The organism is Candidatus Baltobacteraceae bacterium (genome assembly GCA_035502855.1).
Classification (GTDB): domain Bacteria; phylum Vulcanimicrobiota; class Vulcanimicrobiia; order Vulcanimicrobiales; family Vulcanimicrobiaceae; genus Aquilonibacter.
In genome coordinates this window covers 1-19,755 of record DATJTX010000015.1, presented here as the reverse complement: position 1 = coordinate 19,755, position 19,755 = coordinate 1, and the positions used below count along the sequence as shown (strand labels likewise).

Below are 19,755 nucleotides of genomic sequence, written 5' to 3'. Positions count from 1 at the left end.
TCACTTCAGGTACTGCTCGAGCCAAGCGAGCCAATGTTTTTCCACGTCCTCCGCGCGCACCGGGTCGGACGGAAAGTGGCCCGCAACCGGGTAGGCGATGAACTTCACCGTCGTGCCGTTGTCCTTGAGCGCGTGGTAGAGCTTGAACGAGTTCGTGATCGTGACGTTGTTGTCGCCGATATCGCCCATGATCAGCGTGGGCGTGGTGGCCTGCGGCGCATAGGCGATCGGCGATTGCTCGCACCACTCCGCCGTGTTCGCCGGATTCCAGGGTTTGCCGCGGAAAAACGGCACGTCGGTGTCGTAGTAGAACGCGACGTCGTAGTCGTCGAGCCAATCGTCGAGCGACGCGCCGCTCACGGCGGCTTTCCACACGTGATAGTGGCCGATGAGCGACGAGGTCATGTAACCGCCGTACGACCAGCCCGAGACGCCGATGCGCGCGGTATCGATCGGGAACCTACGCTCGACCGCTGCCAAGCCCGCCATTACGTCCTTGCCGGGCCCGTCGCCGGTGTCGTTTTCGATCGCATGCTGATACGCATCGCCCAGGTTCGTGCTGCCGCGATAGTTGGGCGAGAACACGAAGAAGCCGTGAGCGGCGAAAATTTGCGCTTGGGCGTTCCACCCCAGCGTCGATGCGCCTTGCGGACCGCCGTGGATCAATAAAATGAGCGGCGCCTTGCCGCCGCGGTAATGGAGCGGATACACCAGCACGCCGTCTTCGGCAAAATTGCCCTTGGTCGACCGCCAGTCGACGCCGACTTCGCGCGCGATACCCGTCTTTCCCGCGAAGGCGTTCTCGTCGGTCAGCGCGACGGGCTTCGCGCCGGGCGAAGCGAGCAGATAGATCTCGAACGGTTTGCTCGCCGAAGACGCGACGAAAACGAACGCGCCGTTCCTCGCGCTATTCCCCAAAGACATGGGTTGCAGCGCCCCGAGGTCGACGCGTGCGATATGCCCGCGCAGCGGCCAATACCAGAGCGACGTGCGCGTCTTGTCCGGCGTTGCGATCCAGAGCGCGTCGCCGCTTGCATTCCACGACGCATCGTCGGCGTTGCGGTCGAGTTGTTTACGCAGATCCGCGAGCGGCCTCCCGGCGGTGTTCACCACGTAAACGTCGTTGCCGTTCATCGCGTCGCCGCCGGTGTTGCGAATGTAGGCAACCAGGTCGCCGCGCGGCGCGTACTGCGGAGCCATCTCCATCGACTCTCGCGGGGTCAAACGCCGCAGGTTGCCGCCGGCGGCGTCGAGCACGTCGATGTACGAGGTGAGCGAATCACCGACGAAGGGCGTGGGAAAGTGCTCGATCGCGATCGCCTTGGAGTCGGGCGACCACGAGAGATCGCCTCCGCCGTCGGGATCGACGTCCGCCACACTCCAGGGACCGCTCGTCAAACGCCGCGCGTGCGAACCGTCGGCATTGCAGATCCACACGTGCACCGGCGGCGTGGCGGCACGGTGCAGATAATCGTTGTCGTGTACCTGGAACGCATCGAGGTGCGTCTTGGCCGCGGTGGGATTGGGGTTATCGTCCTGCATCGTGTACGCGAAGCGGCGCCCGTCGGGGCTCCACGCATAGCTGATGACGCCGTTTTTGGCGTGCGTGATCTGGCGGGCGTCGCCGCCGTCCATCGGCAACACGAAGATTTGGTCGTGCGGATCCTTCGTCTCGCCGTCCAACGCCGTAAACGCAATCGCCGTGCCGCCCGCCGACCAATGCGGCGAGGATACGCCCTTGCGATCCCAGGTGAGTTGACGCTGCGCGTGCGTACGCACGTCGATCAGAACCAATTGGCGATCGATGCGATCGTGCGCGAAATCCCGGACCCCGCGCACGTAGACGACGCGCGTGCCGTCCGGCGAGATCTGCGGATCGCTGAGCGCGACGATCCGCCGCGCGTCAGGAAAATCGAATGCTGCGGCGGGAAGTGCGCTCGCGCACACGGCGACGCAGAGAACAGTCCCAATCAAACGCATCGGTAACCTCGCTAGTCGCGCAGCGCAACGGTCTCCCCATCGCGCGCAATCAGACCGTCACGCTCCAGTATTGCCAACAGTTCGATCACCTCCTCCAGCGATCGATCCGGCAGGACCGGCTGCAACGCTCCGTGCAGGTCGAGCAAGGAGATGCGTTCGCCCGGCGGAAGCGCGCGCAAACGATCGACGATTCGCCCGCGTGCGAACCGCGTTGTGCGTTCGAACCGGATCGCGTTCTGCGGTGACGGAGTTTTGGCATGCCGCTTTCGAGCGGCATCGAGGCGCGATGAATCGATCGGTGCGGCGGCGCACGCCCCGCGCAGCGGGCAGATCAAACACTTGGGTGCGCGCGCCGTGCAGATCGTCGAACCCAAGTCCATCAGCGCCGAATTCCAATCGTGCGCGCGGCCCGGAGCCGCGATCCGGCGCGCGCGCTCGTCGAGTTCACCATGTGCGGCGAGCAGAGGATACTCGATACCGTAGAAGAGGCGATGCATGATGCGCCGGATGTTCGTGTCGACCGGCGCATCGTCCAGATCGAATCCGAAGGCGCGAATCGCGGCGGCGGTGTAGGGACCCACGCCGTCGAGTTCGCGCAATGCACCGGAATCCGAGGGCATCGCACCGTTGTACCGGTCGACGATGACGCGCGCGAGCGCATGCAGGCGGACCGCGCGTGAGTTATATCCGAGTCCTTGCCAAAGCCGCAACACGTCGGCAAGGCTCGCCTGCGCCAACATCGCGACGGAGGGAAAGCGCGCGACGAACGCTTCGAACTTCGGCACGACGCGGTCGACTTGCGTCTGCTGGAGCATGAATTCGCTGATCAGCGTGTAGTACGGATCGCGCACGCGCCGCCACGGCAGAGCGTGGCGCCCGCAGCGTTCGTACCACGCCAACAGCTGAGCTCGCAGAGGTCCGCTAGTAGAGGCCATGGCGGGCCTTGAAAGAGGAAACGTGGCCCTGTAGCACCGAGTACCTATCTGTGCGCATTTCTCGCGTCCAGGTCTTTAACTACAAATCCCTACGGGACGTGACCTTCCTTCCTGGCGGCCTCAGCCTTGTAATTGGTGCTAATGGCGCCGGGAAAAGTAACCTGGCCGACTCGTTCGATTTTATCGGCGAGATTTTCCGCGACGGACTAGATATTGCGATAGCCCGGAAGGGCGGCTTTGAAAACATCGCCCATAGAAAGAAGCGCCGGACAAAGACTCCGCTGGGATTTGAGATCGAGATCCATCTGAACCAGGATGACGTTTCGAGGTACGGATTCTACCTTAATCCAAGCCAGCGCCGCCAACAGCTTCGTTTCTCCATCAGATACAAGCTACTAATTAAGGCCGCATCCGAGGCGATCCGGGCCGATTATGCAGTGTACGAAGAGGAGATCGATTTTATTGACCTAACGGACGACGCTTCGCGGCCAGTATTTTCGATCACTCGAGACGCGGGTGGGAAAGTCGAGTTCGCTAATGCTCCAGAAATAACGGTGGACCAAGGAGCGCTCCGCGTTCACATCCCAAAGTCAGCGAGCTTTCTCGAGCGACTCATTTTCACCACCGGCGAATTTCCGCTCATAGCGACAGCGCGGCCACCCATAAACAAGGACGAGCTCGCCGCTAGCGCTTTATCGCGATTCATACCGATGCTTCGCGTCCTGCGAACCATTCTGGCTCGCATTAGGGTCTATCAACTCCATCCACCGTCGACTCGCAAATACGCATCGCCTAATCCGCGGCCCGAGCTAGCACGCGACGGCGAAGCCCTCCCAAGCGTTATCTTACAAATACAGCGTCAGTCGGAAAAAAGCAGTGCATGGGAGGCTATTCTCGCTGCGATGCGTGAGGTACTGCCAGAGCTCGATCGCATTGAAGTCCGGAACACTGCCTCGAAGACTCTGGAGCTTGTATTCTACGAACGCGGCATGGAGCGAAGGCCATGGACAGTCGACGAGATATCGGATGGAACAATTCAAACGCTTGCTGCCCTTGTTGCTATATCCGATCCGGGACCGTCGTTCATTTTCCTTGAGGAGCCGGAGAACTCTGTTCATCCGTGGATCATAAGGAGTTTGATCAGAGTGTGCCGGAAATCGTTGCGTAATCATCAAATAGCGATCACGTCACACTCGCCCGTGGTCATGGACGAGTTCTCGCCGGATGACATCACTGTGTTGTGGCGTTCACACGGCGAAACGAATACGGACCTCCTTAGCACCCTTAGTCCGCGTATCGCTAAGCAGTGGAAACGCGGTGCAATAAGCACATTTGACGCCATCAATTCGGGCATCGTCGTCGAGGCGATTCCTCCGGCGCCGCAACTCGAGCTGGAACTTGCTCCTTGAGGATTGGCCTTATAACCGAGGGTATCGCCGAGTTTCGGAGCATGGGCGTATTTCTGCGCCGTATTGTGCCTTCAGCTTCTGTCTCCGGACCCACCAGAGTCAAGGCGTCGCCAGAAGCAAAGCCTGAGCTTACAGCTGGCGAAATCGCCCGCCAACTTCCAACTCTCGCGGCGGATGAGGCAGCGGCAGTTCTCGTCATCATCGACCGTGACCGCCAGGTGCTTTGTCCGCCTTCGTATGCGCGAAGCGTTGAGGAGATCCTCCGCCCTCGATGCAGGAAGCATGGGATCAGAGCCGTCCGCGTGGTTGTTAAGGATCCGATGTTCGAAAACTGGCTGGTTTCCGATCCTAGCGTCTTTCTGAAGTTTCCGAAGAGGTATCATCGCCACGTCGCCAATTCGATACGGTTCTCGGGAAATGCCGATTCGGTCGATGCTGGTGAACTCTTGCGGAGGCTCTGCGTCAAGGATTACGACAAGGTGATCGACGCCATGGTTTTAGCACGAGAACTAAACCCGGAGACCATGGCAAGGAATTCTCGCTCGTTCGACAAGTTTTTAAGAGAGCTCTACTCGCTAACGGGAGGCGCTAGGCGAAAGTCGCGGTCGCGGCGGTAGGTCACGGGCGCATGGTGGCCATGGCTTGACCGATCCGCCGGATGCCCTCGCCGATCTGTTCGCGCGTGACCGCGGTCAGCGCCAGACGAAAATGGTGATCGCCGCCGGAGTCCGCGAAGAACGCTTCGCCGAAAAGAAACGATGCGCCCAAACGCTCGGCGACGTCGAGCAACGGGCGCGCCCGCATTTCGCGCGGCGTTGTCGCCCACAGGTAAAAACCGCCCGGCGGCCCGGCGGCACGAACGCCGTGCGGCCAATGCGCGGCGATTGCTTCGTCGGCCAGCCTGCGCCGCAGCAGCAGTTCTTCGCGAAGTTGCGCGACGTGCGCATCGTAGCCGCGTTCGAGATAATCGACGATCGCGGCTTGAACGTACAGGCTCGTCGCCATGTCGTAGGCTTGTTTTCGCAGCAGCAACCGCTCGAGAATCATCCGCGGCGCGGCCAGCCACCCGACGCGCAGCGAGGGCGCGATCGTCTTCGAGAACGTCGAGATGTGGACGACGTGGTCGGGAGCGAGTGAGACCAGCGGAGGCGGCGGCTCGCTCGCGAGCGGACCGTACGGATCGTCTTCGATGATCGGCACGCCCGCGCGGCGCGCGATCGTGGCCAAGCGTTCGCGGCGGTCGGCGTTCATCGTCGTGTTCGTCGGATTGTGCAGCGAGGGCATTGTGTAGATGAAACGCGGGCGGCGCGTACGCAGAATCGCCTCGACGTGATCGACGCGCATGCCCTCTTCGTCGACCGGAACGGGGATCGCGCGCAGACCGTTGATCTGGAAAATCTGCAGCGCGCCGGGATACGACGGCGACTCGACGATGATCTCGTCGCCCGGTTCGGCCAGCGATTGCGCCACGATCATGATGCCTTGCGTCGATCCGGTCAGCACGATGACGCTCTTGGGCGCGATCGTGCCCGCGCCGCGCGCGTTCATCCGAGCGGCGACCGCGGCGCGCAGCGGTTCGTACCCTTCCGAGTCGCCGTACGAGAGCACGAACCGCGGATCGCGAGCGACGCGTTCGAACGATTTGGCCAGCTCCCCGAGCGGGGAGGGTTCGTCCGGCGCCACGCCTTGCACGAACGAGATGCGCCCGGCTTCCTGTTTGGCTGCCAGCTCGCCGAGAATATTCGGAAACTCGCCGACCCGCCAGGGGGGCAGCGTGATCCACCACGGCACCCCGGCCGCTCGCTCGGGCTGCCCTCCCCGAAGCTGCGGCACGACCCGCGATCCGGACCCGACCCGCTGTTCGATCAGCCCGTCGCCGACCAGCTCACGGTAGGCGTGAACGACGGTGCTGCGATTCACCCGCAGACGCTGCGCCATTGCCCGTTCCGGCGGCAGCCGGGTCGATTCCGGCAGCGTCCCGGCGAGGATGGCCTCCCGCAGATGCTCGTAAATTTGCCGGTAGAGTGGCACAATAGAGTCCCGGTCGAGTTCGGGAAGGAGTCCAGACCATCCAATGTTGGGCATTGAAGTGGTCCATTTTCGATGAACCCCGGCCTGACGCTTGCCGACATAGATAATACCGTGCTCGACTACAACGCGGTGGATACGCGCGTTCCCTTTGTGGGACGCGCTTACGAACTTCGTGCGCTGCTCGCTTTCTTGAAGCGAGGAGGCGCTCTCACGCTCGTCGGTCCCGGCGGCGTCGGAAAGTCGCGCCTAGCGCACGAAGCGATCACGCGTTTCGCGCGCGATTCCGCCGCCGAATGCATCTTCTTGCCGCTTGCCGGCGTCGCGCCGGAAGCCGTGGTAGGAACGGTGATGAGCGCGCTCGGCATTCCGGAAGAATCCGGGCGCGTGCAAACCGCGACGCTGGTCGATCGCTTACGCGATCGCCCGATCATCCTGGCGCTGGATAATTGCGAACATGCGCCGGATGAGACGTCCGCGCTCATCGACGCGCTGCGCGTGCTGCCGCACTTCACCGTCATCGCAACCAGCCAGCGCCGCCTCGACTACACCGACGAAACGGTTTTCGAACTCGAACCCTTCACGATCGACGACGGCATCGCGTTCTTTCTGGCGCGCGCCGAAATGGATTCCGCCCAGATCAACGACGCGACCGTCTCGACGGTCACCCGCATCGTGGAGCGGGTCGACGGCCTCGCGGTCGCGCTCGATCTGGCCGCGGCGCGGTTGGCCTCCCTCTCGCTCGATCTGCTGGCGGAAGAACTCGAGGAGCTTCGCCCCTATCAGCTGCGATCGACGCGCGGCTCGGAGCCCCGCCATCGCACCATCGGCAACGTGATCGCCTGGAGCCACTCGCAACTCGACGATCGGGCGAAGCGCGCCTTCGCGCAAGCCTCGCTCTTCGCTGACGAATTCGACGAAGACGACCTGTGCGCATTGGGCGATATGGACCGCGACGACGTGCGCGGTGCGCTGGACGATCTCGTGCGCAGTTCGCTCGTTGTTACGACCGAGTTCGGTTATCGCATGCTGCTGCCGATACGCGCGGTGGCGACCCGCATGCTCGTAACCGCGCGCAACCGTAAAGCGCTCGACGAAGCCTTCGCACGGCGCATGAACGACCTGGCCTGCGACCTGTGGTCGCAGATTCGAAGCGGCGACAACACAGCCGGCGCGATGGCGCGGCTGCAATCGCGATACGCGGACTTCTGCACGACCCTGATTTGGGCGATCAAACGTCCGGCGGAGCGAGTGGCGGTCATCGACGACGTCTTGACCGCAATGGTCACGATCTGGACCGAAGGCGGACGGTACACCGAGGGCGTGCGCTGGACGGAGCGTCTCGAAGGAGTAGCCCAGCGTTTGCGGCCCGAGATGCGCGGGCGTATCTACTACCTTGGTTTGTGCGTGGCGCACGCAGCCTCGGATTATCATCGCATGCTCGAGAACGGGCCCCTCACGATCTCGGCGTTCACCATTGCCGGCGATCGCCTCGGTCTTGCGCGCGCCTACAACGCGCTGGCGGCGGCCTCGCTCAACACCGGACGGCTGGACGAAGCGACGACCTACGTGGAGACCGCACTTCGCTTCTACGAGCAACTGGGCCATCAACGCGGCGTGGCGACCGCCTTGATCAATCAGGGCAGCGTGCTCTTCGAAGGCTACGGCGACGTCCAGCGCGCTCACGAGATTTTTCGCCGCGCGATTCGGATGCTCGCCGAGCAAGGTCCGAGCATGCTCACCGGCATCGCGCTCGGCGATTTGGCCGAAGTCGAATACGCGATGGCCGAATACGATGCGGCGGTCGAGCACGCGCAGGAGGCCATCGAGCGCTTCGAGGCGAGCGCAAGCTCGACGATGATCGCCTGGCAATACGAAACGCTGGCCCGCTGCTCGCTGGCGCGCGGCTATCTCACCACCGCCAACGAACAATTGCTGATCGCGTGCGATTTGCTGCGGCGCTCGCCGCAGCCGTTCTACACCGCACGCTTGGCCGAGGTCGCCACGCGCCGGCTGCTCTTCGGACACAATCCGCGCGCGGCGGCGCTGGCGGCGGCCGCCGCCCGCCGCTCCCGCAGTGAGCACGCGCTGGTCGCGTTCGGGATCTTCGCTCACGAGACCGAGAGCGACGAGGCGGCCATCGTCGAGGCGCTGGGGAAGGGCGCGCTGGCCGAGGGATCGCGGACGGTCGCCGGGTGGGATCTCGGCCGGCTCTGTTCGCGCCTGGCCGACCTGCTCGGCGCGGAATAGGTCGGCGCAGCGCCCGGCGAAGACCTGGTATAGTGGGCAAGCCCCCATTTCCCCACCATCATCCTTCAGGAGCGAGAGAGCAGTGGCTGAACATCAAGTTGATGCCGTCGTCATCGGCGCGGGCCCGGGCGGATACCATGCCGCGATCCGGCTCGGCCAACTCGGCAAGAGCGTGATCTGCGTGGATCGCGACGAGGTCGGTGGCGTTTGCTTGAACTGGGGATGCATTCCGACCAAGGCACTGCTCCACGTCGGCGAGATCATCCGGCAGATCGATCATGCCGGCGCGATCGGATTGAAGGTGCCCAAGGCCGACGTCGACCGCGAGGGCGTGGCAAAGTTCAAGACCGACGTGGTCAATGCCAACGTCAACGGCGTCAAGACGCTCTTCAAGGCCAATACCGTCCAGTTTCTTTATGGTGAGGCGAGCTTCAAAGACGCCGGCACGATCGTCGTCAAAAACAAAGAGGGCGGTACCGACACGATCAAGACGCAAAACGTCGTGATCGCGACCGGCAGCGCCCCGATCGACGTAAAAGCCTGGCCGCGTGACGGCGAAACGATCATCAACTCCGACGACGCGGTTCAGATGAAGCGCATCCCCAAAAATATGCTGATCATCGGCGGCGGCGTGATTGGGCTAGAGTTCGCGACCGTCTACAAACGGGTGGGCGCGAACGTGCTGGTGATCGAAGCGCTGCCGCAGATCCTCACCGGAACCGATCTCGAGATATCCAAAACGCTCGGACGTATCCTCAAAAAGCAGGGCGTCGACATCATGCTCTCGACCAAAGTCGGAAAACTCGAGAAAAGCGGGAAGAGCGTCAAGGCGACGTTCAACGGCGAGGGCACGAACGGCAAGGACGAGACGCGCGAGTTCGACATGGTGCTGGTCGCGGTCGGCCGGCGTCCGGTGACCGATACGCTCAATCTCGCCGCAGCCGGACTTGCAACCGACGACAAGGGCTTCATCGCGGTCGACGCGCAGTGCCGCACCAAGGTCGCGAGCATCTTCGCGATCGGCGACGTCACCGGTCAACCGTTGCTGGCGCACCGCGCGATGAAACAAGGCGTGGTCGCGGCCGAGGTGATCTCGGGCGATAAGTCGGCCGCATTCGATCCGATCGCGATTCCGAACTGCGTGTACACCGATCCCGAGGTCGCGACGATCGGCCTCTCCGAAGAGGAAGCCAAAGCCAAAGGCTACGAGCTGCGCATCGGCAAGTTCCCGCTCGCGGCCAGCGGCCGCGCGCGTACGATGAACGAGAGCGACGGCCTGGTCAAACTCGTCGGCGACGCAAAGACGGACTTGCTCCTTGGCATGCACATCGTCGCGCCGCAGGCCGAATCGCTGATCGGCGAGGGCGTGATCGCGCTCGAAATGGGCGCGACCCTGGAAGACATCGGGCTCTCGGTGCATCCGCATCCGACGCTGACCGAATGCATCATGGACGCGGCGGAGGCGGCGCACGGAAAGGCCATCCACATTGTCAATCCCAAGCCCAAGACCGCGGTCGCGGCAAAGTAGCGCCAAACCGGCGCGGCTGCTCGATCTAGGCACGCGTCCATATCGCGAGGTGTGGGAGATTCAGCACGCGTTGCACGAGGCGGTGCGCGAGGGGCGCGAGCCCGACACCTGGATCTTCGTCGAGCATACACCGGTGATCACGCTCGGCCGCAAAGCCAATCGCGAGAACGTTTTGCTCTCGCCGCAAGCGCTTGCCGCCCGCGGGGTCGACCTGGTGGAAATCGAGCGGGGCGGGGACGTCACGTATCACGGTCCCGGGCAGTTGGTCGTGTATCCGATTCGGCGTCTGGAGCGCTTCCGCGAGGTCGTGCCGCTCGTGCGCTCCCTCGAGAGTGCCGTCATCGAGGCCGTCGCGCAGTACGGAATCGCGGCGGAGCGTTGGAAGGAGCATGCGGGGGTGTGGGTTGGCCGCAACCAGATCTGCGCCGTCGGCCTTGCAGTACAGAAGATGGTTTCGCTTCACGGTATCGCGCTCAACGTGACGACGGCGCTCGACTACGATCGCTTGATCAATCCGTGCGGATTGACCGATCACGGCATCACCTCGATCGCGCACGAGTGCGGGAGGGCGGTAAGCGTCGACTCGGTCAAACCGGTCTTGATCGAAGAACTCGAAAAGGCGTTTGGAATTATCCTTCGACAAGCTCAGGTTGACACGTTGATATCGCAGTCCTCAGTCACGACGAGCGCAGCGCCCTCTGTCACCCTGAGCCACAGCCCCTCTGTCACCCTGAGCCTGTCGAAGGGTGCGGTTAACGATGGCAACTGAGATCGATCTGATCCGCAAGCCGGAATGGCTGCGCGTCTCGTTGCCCTCGGGCGAGGATTACGCGCGCGTGCGCGCGGCGGTAAGCGCACTGCAGCTCAATACCGTGTGCAAAGAGGCGGCCTGTCCGAACATCGCCGAGTGTTGGGGAGCCGGTACCGCGACGATCATGATTTTGGGTGAGACGTGTACGCGCGGGTGCCGCTTCTGCAACGTGCGGACCGGCAACCCGAGGGGCATCGTCGATTGGATGGAGCCGCTGCGCGTTGCCGACGCCGTCCGCGAGCTCGGCTGGAAATACCTGGTGCTCACCGCGGTCGATCGTGACGATCTTCCCGACGGCGGCGCCTTGATCTTCGCCAACACCGTACGCGCCATCCACGAGCGCGCGCCCGGGTCGCGGGTCGAGATTCTCAGCGGCGACTACCATGGCGATCTGCGCGCGCTCGATATCGTGATGGATGCGCGGCCCGACGTCTTTGCACACAACCTGGAAACCGTGCGGCGCCTCACGCCCACCGTGCGCGACAAGCGCGCCGGCTACGATCAGTCCTTGCGCATTCTCGAGCACGCGAAATCGCGCGCGCCCGAACGCTTCACCAAGACGTCGATCATGATCGGATTCGGCGAGTCCGAGGAGGAAATCGAACGCGCGATGGACGATGCGCGCGATGTGGGCGTCGATATTTTCACGATCGGCCAGTATTTGCAACCGAGCAAGAAACATCTACCCGTCACCGAGTTCGTGACGCCGGCGAAATTCGACCGGCTCGGTGCGCTTGCCAAAACCAAGGGATTCCATCAAGTGGTCTCGAGCCCGCTCTCACGCAGCTCGTACCACGCCGAACAAGCCTTTGAGGGTTAATGAGTAGCTTCTTCCTGCGGCGTCCCGTCTTCGCCGCCGTGTGCTCGATCATCATCTTACTTGGTGGTCTGATCGTGCTGCCCACGCTCGCGATCGATCAATATCCGCAGATCGCGCCGCCGGTGGTCACGGTTACCGCATCGTACGTCGGCGCGAGCCCGGAAGCGGTGGAAGCCCAGGTCACCAACCCGCTCGAAACCGCGGTGAACTCGGCGCAGGGCTTGCGCTACATCAGCTCGACCAGCGCCCAAGGCGTCTCCACCATTACCGCGACGTTTAATCTGGGCGTGAACCTCGATATCGCGGCGGCCGACGTGCAAAACCTGGTGCAATCGGCGATCGGCCTGCTGCCCGCGACCGTTCAGCAAGTCGGCGTCACGGTCGCCAAGAACTCCGGCGCCTTCGTGATGGGCGTCGCACTCATTTCGGACAACCCGAAGTACGACACGCTCTACCTGAGCAACTACGCGCAGCTCAATATCGTCAACGATCTGGCGCGCATCCCCGGCGTTTCGCAGGTGCGGGTCTTCGGCCAGCGCCAGTACGCGATGCGCATCTGGATCGATCCGCGCAAATTGGCCGGCCAGGGGCTCTCGACCGTCGACGTCGTCAACGCGCTCGAAGAACAAAACGTCGAGGTCGCAGCCGGCAGCGTCGGGGCGGCTCCCACTTCTGCCAACGTGAAGTACACCTATGCGATCGACGCGCTGACTCAGCTCTCGACGCCGCAGCAGTTTTCGAACATCATCCTGCGCGCGAATCCCAACGGCGGTTTCACCCGGCTGGGCGACGTTGCCCGGATCGAACTCGGCGCGCAAGACTACTCGTCGATCCTGCGCTTCGACGGTCATACCCGCGTGGTCGGCATGGGCATTCTCCAATATCCCGACGCCAACGCGCTGCAAGTGGCAAACGCGGTCAAGCAAAAGCTCAGCGAGCTCGCGGTGAACTTTCCTTCGGGCGTGCACTGGGAGGTGGCGTTCAGCAGCACGGCGTTCGTGAGCGAGTCGATCAAAGAGGTCGTGATCACGCTGCTCCTCTCGGTCGTCCTGGTCATTCTGGTGATCTTCTTGTTCTTGCAAGACCCGAAAGCAACGCTGATCCCGGCGGCGACGATTCCGGTTTCCCTGATCGGCGCGTTCTTCGCGATGAAGGTCTTCGGATTTTCGATCAACACGGTGACGCTCTTCGGCCTCACGCTCGCCGCCGGACTGGTGGTCGACGACGCGATCGTCGTGATCGAGAACATTGCGCGCCACATGGAGGCCGACAAGACCGACGGCATCGTGCCGACCGAAACGGCGATGCGCGAGATCCAGAGCGCGATCGTCGCCTCCTCGCTCGTACTCTTCTCGGTGTTCTTCCCGGTGGCGTTCTTCCCGGGCACGACCGGTCAGCTCTACAAGCAGTTCGCGCTGACGATCACCGCCGCGATCGTCATCTCGCTCTTCCAAGCGCTCACGCTCGCGCCGGCGCTCGCCGCGCGCCTGCTGCACGGCGACGTGGAATCGAATTGGGGCGTCTTTCGCTGGTTCAATACCGGCCTGCACAACTTCCGCGACTGGTACGCGCGTACGCTGCCCAAACTCTTCCGCCGGCGCTGGGCCGTCTTCGGAGTATTCGTGGCGGCGCTGCTGCTGACGGGATTCCTCTTCCGAACGACGCCGACGGCCTTCATCCCCGACGAGGATCAAGGCTATTTCATCACGCTGGTTCAGGCGCCCGAGGGAACCTCGCTCGCCGCCGAGCAGCAAGTCGCGATCAAAGCCGAGCGCATCATCCTCGCGCAGCCCGAAGTGATGCACGTCTTCAACGTCGGCGGATTCAGCTTTACCGGTTCGGCGCCGAACCGCGGGCTGATCTTCACGCTGCTCAAACCGTGGGGTGACCGCAAGGGACCGCGGCACTCGCTGGCGGCGATTCTCGGCCGGCTCAACTACATGTTCTACAAGAACATCCCCGAGGCGCAGATCTTCGCGGTAAATCCGCCGGCGATCAACGGCGTCGGCAGCTTCGGCGGCTACCAGTTCGAGTTGGAAGATCGCGCGAATCTAGGCCTACCGGCGCTGATGAACGCGGCGTACGCCATGATGGGCGCCGCCGCCCACGACCCGCGGCTCTCGCAAGTTTTCACCCAATTCCGGATCAACTCGCCGCAGCTCGAAGTCGACATCGACCGCAACAAGGTCAAGGCCGTCGGCGCCAGCCTGACCGACGTGTTCAACACGATGGAGGTCGACCTCGGCTCGCTCTACGTGAACAACTTCACCTACCTCAATCGTTCGTGGCAGGTGATCGTGCAGGCCGACGAGCCGTATCGCAGCGACCCCGCATCGCTGCAGTATCTCTATGTTCCCTCGGCCGCCACGCCCTCGCCGATCAGTCCGACCGCGAGCACGAACGCCGCGAACACCGGGCTCACGCCGCTCAGCGCGATGGTCACCGCGAAGATGACGCTGGGCGCACCGGTCATCACGCACTACAACCTCTATCGCAACATCGAATTGAACGGCAGCGCGGCTCCCGGTCACGGCTCGGGTGAAGCGATCGACGCGACGCAACAGATTGCCGCGCGCGTGCTTCCCAAAGGGATCACCTACGAGTGGTCGGGACTGCAGCTCGACGAGATCGCGGCCGGCGCACAGAGCGCGCTGATCTTCATGCTCGGCTTGGTGTTCGTGTTCTTGGTGCTTTCCGCGCAGTACGAGAGCTTCGTCGATCCGCTGATCGTGTTGCTCGCGGTACCGGCTGCCTTGCTCGGCGCGCTGCTTTTCATGAACTTTCGGCACATTCCGCTGCCTTTTCTCTACGCGAACGTTCAGCAGGACGCGTATGCGCAGGTCGGCTACGTGATGTTGATCGGTCTGGCCAGCAAGAGCGCAATTTTGATCGTGGAGTTCGCGAATCAGCAGCTTCGGGCGGGAGCCGACGTGTGGACCGCCGCGCTTCGCGCCGCGCAGACGCGGCTGCGCCCGATCCTGATGACGTCGATCGCATTCGTCATCGCGATGACGCCGCTCGTGTTTGCCAGCGGCGCGGGCAGCGCCGCGCGCCACTCGCTCGGCACCGTCGTTTTCGGCGGCATGCTGCTCTCGACGTTCCTCAATCTGGCGATCACGCCCGTGCTCTACGTGATCATCAAGGGGCTCGAGATGCGCGGGGTGCGACGGAGCGACGGCGGACAACGCGCTAGCTTCGGAGACACAGCGGTCGAGGCGCCGATCGGCGCCGAATAGACGAGGGTTTTAAACTTGTCCGGCCCGAAGTCAGGGCCAGCCGGAAGCTGATACTTTTAATAGTCCGGACCTCGAGTTTGGAGAGTAATCTATGCTCAAAAGCCTCTCCCGAACGAGCGCGGCACTTCTTGTCGCCGTCTCGTTCGGTCTATCCGTCGTGCCGGCGCAAGCCGACCAAAGCGAAGCCCTCGTCAACAGCGTGGTGAGCGGGGCCAACACCGCCATCCGCAACGCCATGGATCATCCGGCGCAACCCAAGACGCAGACGAAACGTCAAGACGGTCCGCAGTCGACGGTCGCGCAAGTGCCCCCCGTAAATCAACAGCCCGTCGGCGGCGCCGCGCAACAAGGACTCCCGACCGGCTTCACCTATTTCGCCGATCTCTCGGTCGCGTATCCGTTCGGGAATATCGGCACGGCGCAAGGCAAATGGCTGCAGGGCGGCATGGACGGCATGGCCTCCTACGGATTCAGCCCGACCTCGCGCGTCGTCGCATCGTATTACGAACTGCAGCACTATCCGTACGGCTTCAACAGCGGAACCGTTCCGGTGTATCTGCCGGCCGGCTTTCCCGCCGCGGGCTGCACGAACCTCAACGGCACGACCGCCGGCGGCTGCACCGCGACCAACCTCGATCTGACGACCAAGGACAAGTTCTTACTGCTCAGCTACGAGCAATTGTTCTTGCTCGGCAATATCAAAGGCCGCCCGGTTCCGGTAGTCGTCACGCCGACCTACGTTTCGCGCTGGTCGCAGATCGATGCATCGGGGCAACCGGGCAGCGACGTCGTACCGTTCGTCAATCCGGTCAACGGCTTGCCGGTGACCGGCGTTCCGACGCGCAGCGCGCAGTATGACTCGGTCGCGTTCACCTTCCCGTTCTTGAAGTCACCGCGCTTCTTCGGAACGTTTACCGTCGCGCCGACGTGGCTCACGCATCTGAACGGCGTCAACCAATCGAACACCGCGCAACTGTATCAAGTCCTCTATCTGGAATACGACGTGAACAAGACGCTGCGGCTGTTCTTCGAGCCGCAAAGTTCGCGCGATTACCTGCCGACCGATCCGTATCCCGAGCATCTGGCCGCGTACTTCCTGGGCGCGACGCAGCGGCTGGGCAAGAACGAATTCGTTCAGCTCGTGCTCAATAGCGGCGAACCGACCAACTATAGCCCCTACGGCATCAACTACCTGCAGTGCTACGCCCTGCCGTGCTCCGCCAATACAGTGCCGGCAATCGGCGGATTGAAGGCCACGCAACTTCAACTACAATTCGGCGTCGGTTCACCCGTCGTTCTTCCGATCTAAGGGTACGCAATGATGAAGAAATATATAGCGCTACTCATACTCGCTGCCCTCACCTCGCTTGCCGCATGCGGCGGCGGCGGTGGCGGCAACGTTCCGCAACTCGTCAAAGGAACGGGCCCCGCGACGGCGCCCACGCCGCTCGGCGGCCCGATTCTGGTCGGCGTCGGCGATAGTTTGACGGCCGGCGAACAAGCCGACGGTCTGCTCGGCGTGGAGGCGACAAGTTCGCTCTCCGGATATCCCGGCGGCGCCGTCTACCCCGGACAGGACAGCGGCTGGTGGGCGATCATGTACGACTGCCTCACCTCGACCGGCGGAACGTGCAATCACACGAGTTACGCCACGACCAACGCGTCGCTCGCGGTATTGCCGTTGATCAACGCGCCGGGCCTGGGGACGCAAATCGTCCTGAATGCCACGACGCTCTTTGCGAACACGCAATCGGGCTGCTCGTCGTTCAACGATGCGGCCTTCGGCGCGACGACGTGGGAAGAAACCCACCTCAGCCCGACGACCGGCATCGCCGATCTCGGCGTTCCCGGCATCACCATGCACGAAGCGGTGGCAATGACGGGTCCGTACGAAGGTCCGCCGACCCAAACCTCGAGCGGCTGCGGGTATGCGACGCTGGCGAACGATCCGACATCGGGCGGCTTGCAGAGTTTGGTCGAAAGCGAGAACCAACTCTTCCTGCCGATCCTCGGTGAGTTCGAGCCCGCGTACGGCAGCAATCTCACCATGCTCAACGTCGCGGCCGGAATGTCGCCGAAGCTGACGACGGTGTGGCTGGGTGCGAACGATCTGCTCAAGTACATCTTCTCGGCCGCAACCGCGCCGGCAAGCGACACGCCCACGCAAATGGCAACCGATCTCACCAAGATCATCAAGACGTTGACGGCGAGCGGATCGAAGGTGCTGGTCGCAGATCTTCCCACGCTGCTTCCGACGACCGGGAATCCGGTCCCGCAGTTCTTCCCGCAGACCAAACTCGCCGCGGATCTCGAAGCGCTGGGCATTCCGTCGGCTGCCGCGAGTGCGATCGTATCGTATGTCGGAACGCAGTACGGCGTGACGGCCGGTGGTTATCTGACCGAGAGCGGCTTCCTCGATATCGTCGAGGGTTGCAGCGAAGCGCCGGCGACGTGCGCCACACCCCAACTCGATCCGGGCGCGGCGGGGAGCGGTCTCGGCAGCGTCTACCTTACGCCCGCATTCGCGGCGCAAGTGCAAGCGGTCAACACGGCATATAACGAGGCGATCGACGAAGTCGCGTCCTCGTCCGGAAGCAGCGTTGCACTCGTTCCGATCAATGCGCTCTTCACCCAAGCCTCGCAAGCCGGCTACACGGTCGGCGGTTTCCCCGCACCGCTCAGCCTGCAGTTCGGCGGCGGGCTGGTGAGCTGGGATGGACTGCATCCCTCGAATCTCGGTTACGCGATCATCGCGAATCAGTTCATCTCGACGGCCGACACGGCGTTCGGAATGACGATACCTCAGCTCAGCCCGCTCCAGCTGGCGGGGATCGCCTCAACCGATCCGTACGATCCATATGTGGTCAAGGCCGGCGATCCCGACTCGCCGTTCCCGTTACCCTAGCGAAACCGAATTTCGCAAGTGAAGAGAGGGGCCCGATCACTCGGGCCCCTCTCAGCCACCCGCCTCCCTCGCGACCATCGCGCTCGATATTTGGCAGCAACGACAGCGCGACAGCGCACGAGCGCAAAACCAAGACCGACGACAAACATCGCCGCCAGAAACTAGAAGGCGGGGTTTGAAAATACGCGCACTGTAATCGTATTCAGTCGACGAGGCACCGGACATCCGGTGGCAAAGCCTTGCGCCCCTTCTCAGTGAGGCGATTTCGCGAATGTTTGAAAATCGAAGCCCGCGATTGTGCCTGAGCGATCAAGCGCAATCGCCTCAAGCACCCTGCCGTTGGGGAATTGCAGGATGAAATTGTAACCCAAAGCAGGCCCTGCCGGGGAGGTACCCATGAAGAAAACTGCTGATGGAGTCTTGTAGGGCCGGAGCGACGCAGCGATCTCAGAAACCCTCGGCCTCGTAAGCTCTGAATCGCATTCGTGGTCCAACTGCGAGCGATCAATGCTCCCCGACCTAAACCGATAGAACCACTCCCTTGCCGCAGCCTTGGCGGTTTGCGGTGATTTCGTTAAGGCTTGTGAGGTTGCCGTCGCCGCCCACGCTTGGATTCCTGAAAAAAGCAAAAAGCATGCTTACCGCTAGGCCGAACACTTCGCGAGCGAAAGGTCTTCTCATCTGTAGCAGAGCCGCCAAGTTCCGGTCGATGGATCCCAATCTGGACACGCCGTTTTGCCAATTGAATACACAATTCAGGTCCGAGCCCACCCGGTGTAGCGGGAACCAGTTCGGTTTCAACATGAAAATGACCCAGAACGCACTAAAAATGGCGCCACCGAGCAGCTGCGGCCACCCCTTCACTGGGCGCAGATCTCGCTCTGCGGTCTTCGTGCTAATCGCAGCATTGATCGATATCCCCGCCACCTGCCTCGAAATCGGCTTCAGGGTCACTCGGGCGCCCTTTTGGCTACTTTCCTCCGTCGCGACTATCGCGCTCAAGAAAATTCAGCGGGGCGTAAAGTATAATAGCGAGGATCATTAAGATGATCGCTGTTGTGCCGGTGTGATAGTAAGCCCCTACGCAAATACAACCGCAAGCAAGAGTCCAAAGGACCATATAGACGGCTCGATATTTCGGAGCGACGACGTCGCGACAGCGCACGAGGGCAAAACCGAGACCCGCGACAAAAATTGCCGTAAGAAGCCAGAAGGCCGGGTTGGAAAGTACGCCCATTACGGCTCCTTAGGTCCTCTGAGTGATGAAGCGAGTGGAGAGCGGACTTTGGTCGCCAATTATTTTGGCCCTCCACACGCCCCCTGGTGTATCAGGCGGCCATACGATCCCGAAATCCCCCAGCGCCCCCAGCCAAAACCGCCAGATGTTGTCATGCCGTACTGATTTCCTGAAACCTGGGCCCCTACACCATCGAAGAACCCGACACTGCCGGACAGCCCGGTGTAGATATTAAGCGCATTGCTGCCCGGGCGCGGGAATGCCATGCCCCCGCTTATTGACAATCCGGTGGGTCCCAGGCCGGGACTAACCAAGACATCCCCGCATAGATCGACCAACGCGCATCCGGCGTATCCGCCCCCAGCAAGACATCCCTGCACGAACAGGCTTTGCGGAGACGCAGTACAAAGCATGATAAGCAGCATACCGCCGGAGACGCACTGAAACTGAATTCCCTGCGTTGGGCGTGGCTTGGGATCGTGTCCCAGGCCGTGGTGTATGAGAGGACTATCCTGGCCGCATAAATGAGAGCGGCCACCGTGGCTTTCGGCGAAGGTTGTTTTTGCAGAAAACAATCGACACGAAAGGAAACCACGATGACCAAGCCTAGTATGGC

Annotated in this window: 13 protein-coding genes; 9 read left to right on the top strand and 4 right to left on the bottom strand. The window is 62.4% G+C overall.

Going from position 1 to position 19,755, the window contains the following annotated elements:
- Together VMF11_02960 and VMF11_02955 are read right to left on the bottom strand one after the other, a co-directional pair.
- Complete coding sequence (locus VMF11_02960; GenBank protein ID HTU69257.1) at positions 1–1,974, bottom strand: prolyl oligopeptidase family serine peptidase; 1,974 nt, start codon at positions 1,972–1,974, stop codon at positions 1–3.
- A gap of 17 nt (positions 1,975–1,991) precedes the next feature.
- Entirely contained in the window at positions 1,992–2,915 is a 924-nt protein-coding gene (locus VMF11_02955) for a hypothetical protein (GenBank protein HTU69256.1), read from the bottom strand.
- A 50-nt stretch (positions 2,916–2,965) separates the two neighbouring features.
- Between VMF11_02955 and VMF11_02950 the strand changes: the two genes are divergently transcribed.
- Both VMF11_02950 and VMF11_02945 read left to right on the top strand, forming a co-directional pair.
- On the top strand, positions 2,966–4,324 hold the full coding sequence (locus tag VMF11_02950; GenBank protein HTU69255.1) for an AAA family ATPase: 1,359 nt from the start codon (positions 2,966–2,968) through the stop codon (positions 4,322–4,324).
- Complete coding sequence (locus tag VMF11_02945) at positions 4,321–4,941, top strand: DUF4276 family protein (protein HTU69254.1); 621 nt, start codon at positions 4,321–4,323, stop codon at positions 4,939–4,941. Before VMF11_02950 ends, VMF11_02945 begins: the two co-directional genes overlap by 4 nt.
- 1 nt (position 4,942) lies before the next feature.
- Here the strand turns inward: VMF11_02945 and VMF11_02940 are convergent, their stop codons facing one another.
- On the bottom strand, positions 4,943–6,409 hold the full coding sequence (locus VMF11_02940) for a PLP-dependent aminotransferase family protein (protein HTU69253.1): 1,467 nt from the start codon (positions 6,407–6,409) through the stop codon (positions 4,943–4,945).
- 18 nt (positions 6,410–6,427) lie between these two features.
- Here VMF11_02940 and VMF11_02935 point away from each other — a divergent pair, with 18 nt between their 5' ends.
- The 7 genes from VMF11_02935 (at position 6,428) to VMF11_02905 (ending at position 17,902) form a co-directional block, all read left to right on the top strand.
- On the top strand, positions 6,428–8,602 hold the full coding sequence (locus VMF11_02935) for a tetratricopeptide repeat protein (protein HTU69252.1): 2,175 nt from the start codon (positions 6,428–6,430) through the stop codon (positions 8,600–8,602).
- An 82-nt stretch (positions 8,603–8,684) separates the two neighbouring features.
- Complete coding sequence (lpdA, locus tag VMF11_02930) at positions 8,685–10,130, top strand: dihydrolipoyl dehydrogenase (protein ID HTU69251.1); 1,446 nt, start codon at positions 8,685–8,687, stop codon at positions 10,128–10,130.
- A complete protein-coding gene (gene lipB / locus VMF11_02925) occupies positions 10,090–10,899 on the top strand; it encodes a lipoyl(octanoyl) transferase LipB (protein HTU69250.1) in 810 nt (269 codons plus the stop codon). Before lpdA ends, lipB begins: the two co-directional genes overlap by 41 nt.
- Positions 10,889–11,761, top strand: coding sequence for a lipoyl synthase (lipA, locus tag VMF11_02920; GenBank protein ID HTU69249.1), 873 nt, complete (start codon positions 10,889–10,891; stop codon positions 11,759–11,761). Before lipB ends, lipA begins: the two co-directional genes overlap by 11 nt.
- On the top strand, positions 11,761–14,997 hold the full coding sequence (locus VMF11_02915; protein HTU69248.1) for an efflux RND transporter permease subunit: 3,237 nt from the start codon (positions 11,761–11,763) through the stop codon (positions 14,995–14,997). The genes lipA and VMF11_02915 overlap by 1 nt, the downstream gene beginning before the upstream one ends.
- A gap of 91 nt (positions 14,998–15,088) precedes the next feature.
- The gene (locus VMF11_02910; GenBank protein ID HTU69247.1) at positions 15,089–16,306 is read left to right on the top strand and encodes a hypothetical protein; all 1,218 of its coding nucleotides are present in this window, start codon (positions 15,089–15,091) and stop codon (positions 16,304–16,306) included.
- A gap of 9 nt (positions 16,307–16,315) precedes the next feature.
- The gene (locus VMF11_02905) at positions 16,316–17,902 is read left to right on the top strand and encodes an SGNH/GDSL hydrolase family protein (protein ID HTU69246.1); all 1,587 of its coding nucleotides are present in this window, start codon (positions 16,316–16,318) and stop codon (positions 17,900–17,902) included.
- Between the two features lie 519 nt (positions 17,903–18,421).
- Here the strand turns inward: VMF11_02905 and VMF11_02900 are convergent.
- A complete protein-coding gene (locus VMF11_02900; protein ID HTU69245.1) occupies positions 18,422–18,856 on the bottom strand; it encodes a hypothetical protein in 435 nt (144 codons plus the stop codon).
- Positions 18,857–19,755 lie beyond the last annotated feature (899 nt).

Coding starts and splice junctions, on each gene's coding strand:
- VMF11_02905 (HTU69246.1), top strand. CDS start 16,316: ATGATGAAGAAATATATAGCGCTACTCATACTCGCTGCCCTCACCTCG.
- VMF11_02915 (HTU69248.1), top strand. CDS start 11,761: ATGAGTAGCTTCTTCCTGCGGCGTCCCGTCTTCGCCGCCGTGTGCTCG.
- VMF11_02940 (HTU69253.1), bottom strand. CDS start 6,409: ATGCCCAACATTGGATGGTCTGGACTCCTTCCCGAACTCGACCGGGAC.
- VMF11_02910 (HTU69247.1), top strand. CDS start 15,089: ATGCTCAAAAGCCTCTCCCGAACGAGCGCGGCACTTCTTGTCGCCGTC.
- lipA (HTU69249.1), top strand. CDS start 10,889: ATGGCAACTGAGATCGATCTGATCCGCAAGCCGGAATGGCTGCGCGTC.
- VMF11_02935 (HTU69252.1), top strand. CDS start 6,428: ATGAACCCCGGCCTGACGCTTGCCGACATAGATAATACCGTGCTCGAC.
- VMF11_02955 (HTU69256.1), bottom strand. CDS start 2,915: ATGGCCTCTACTAGCGGACCTCTGCGAGCTCAGCTGTTGGCGTGGTAC.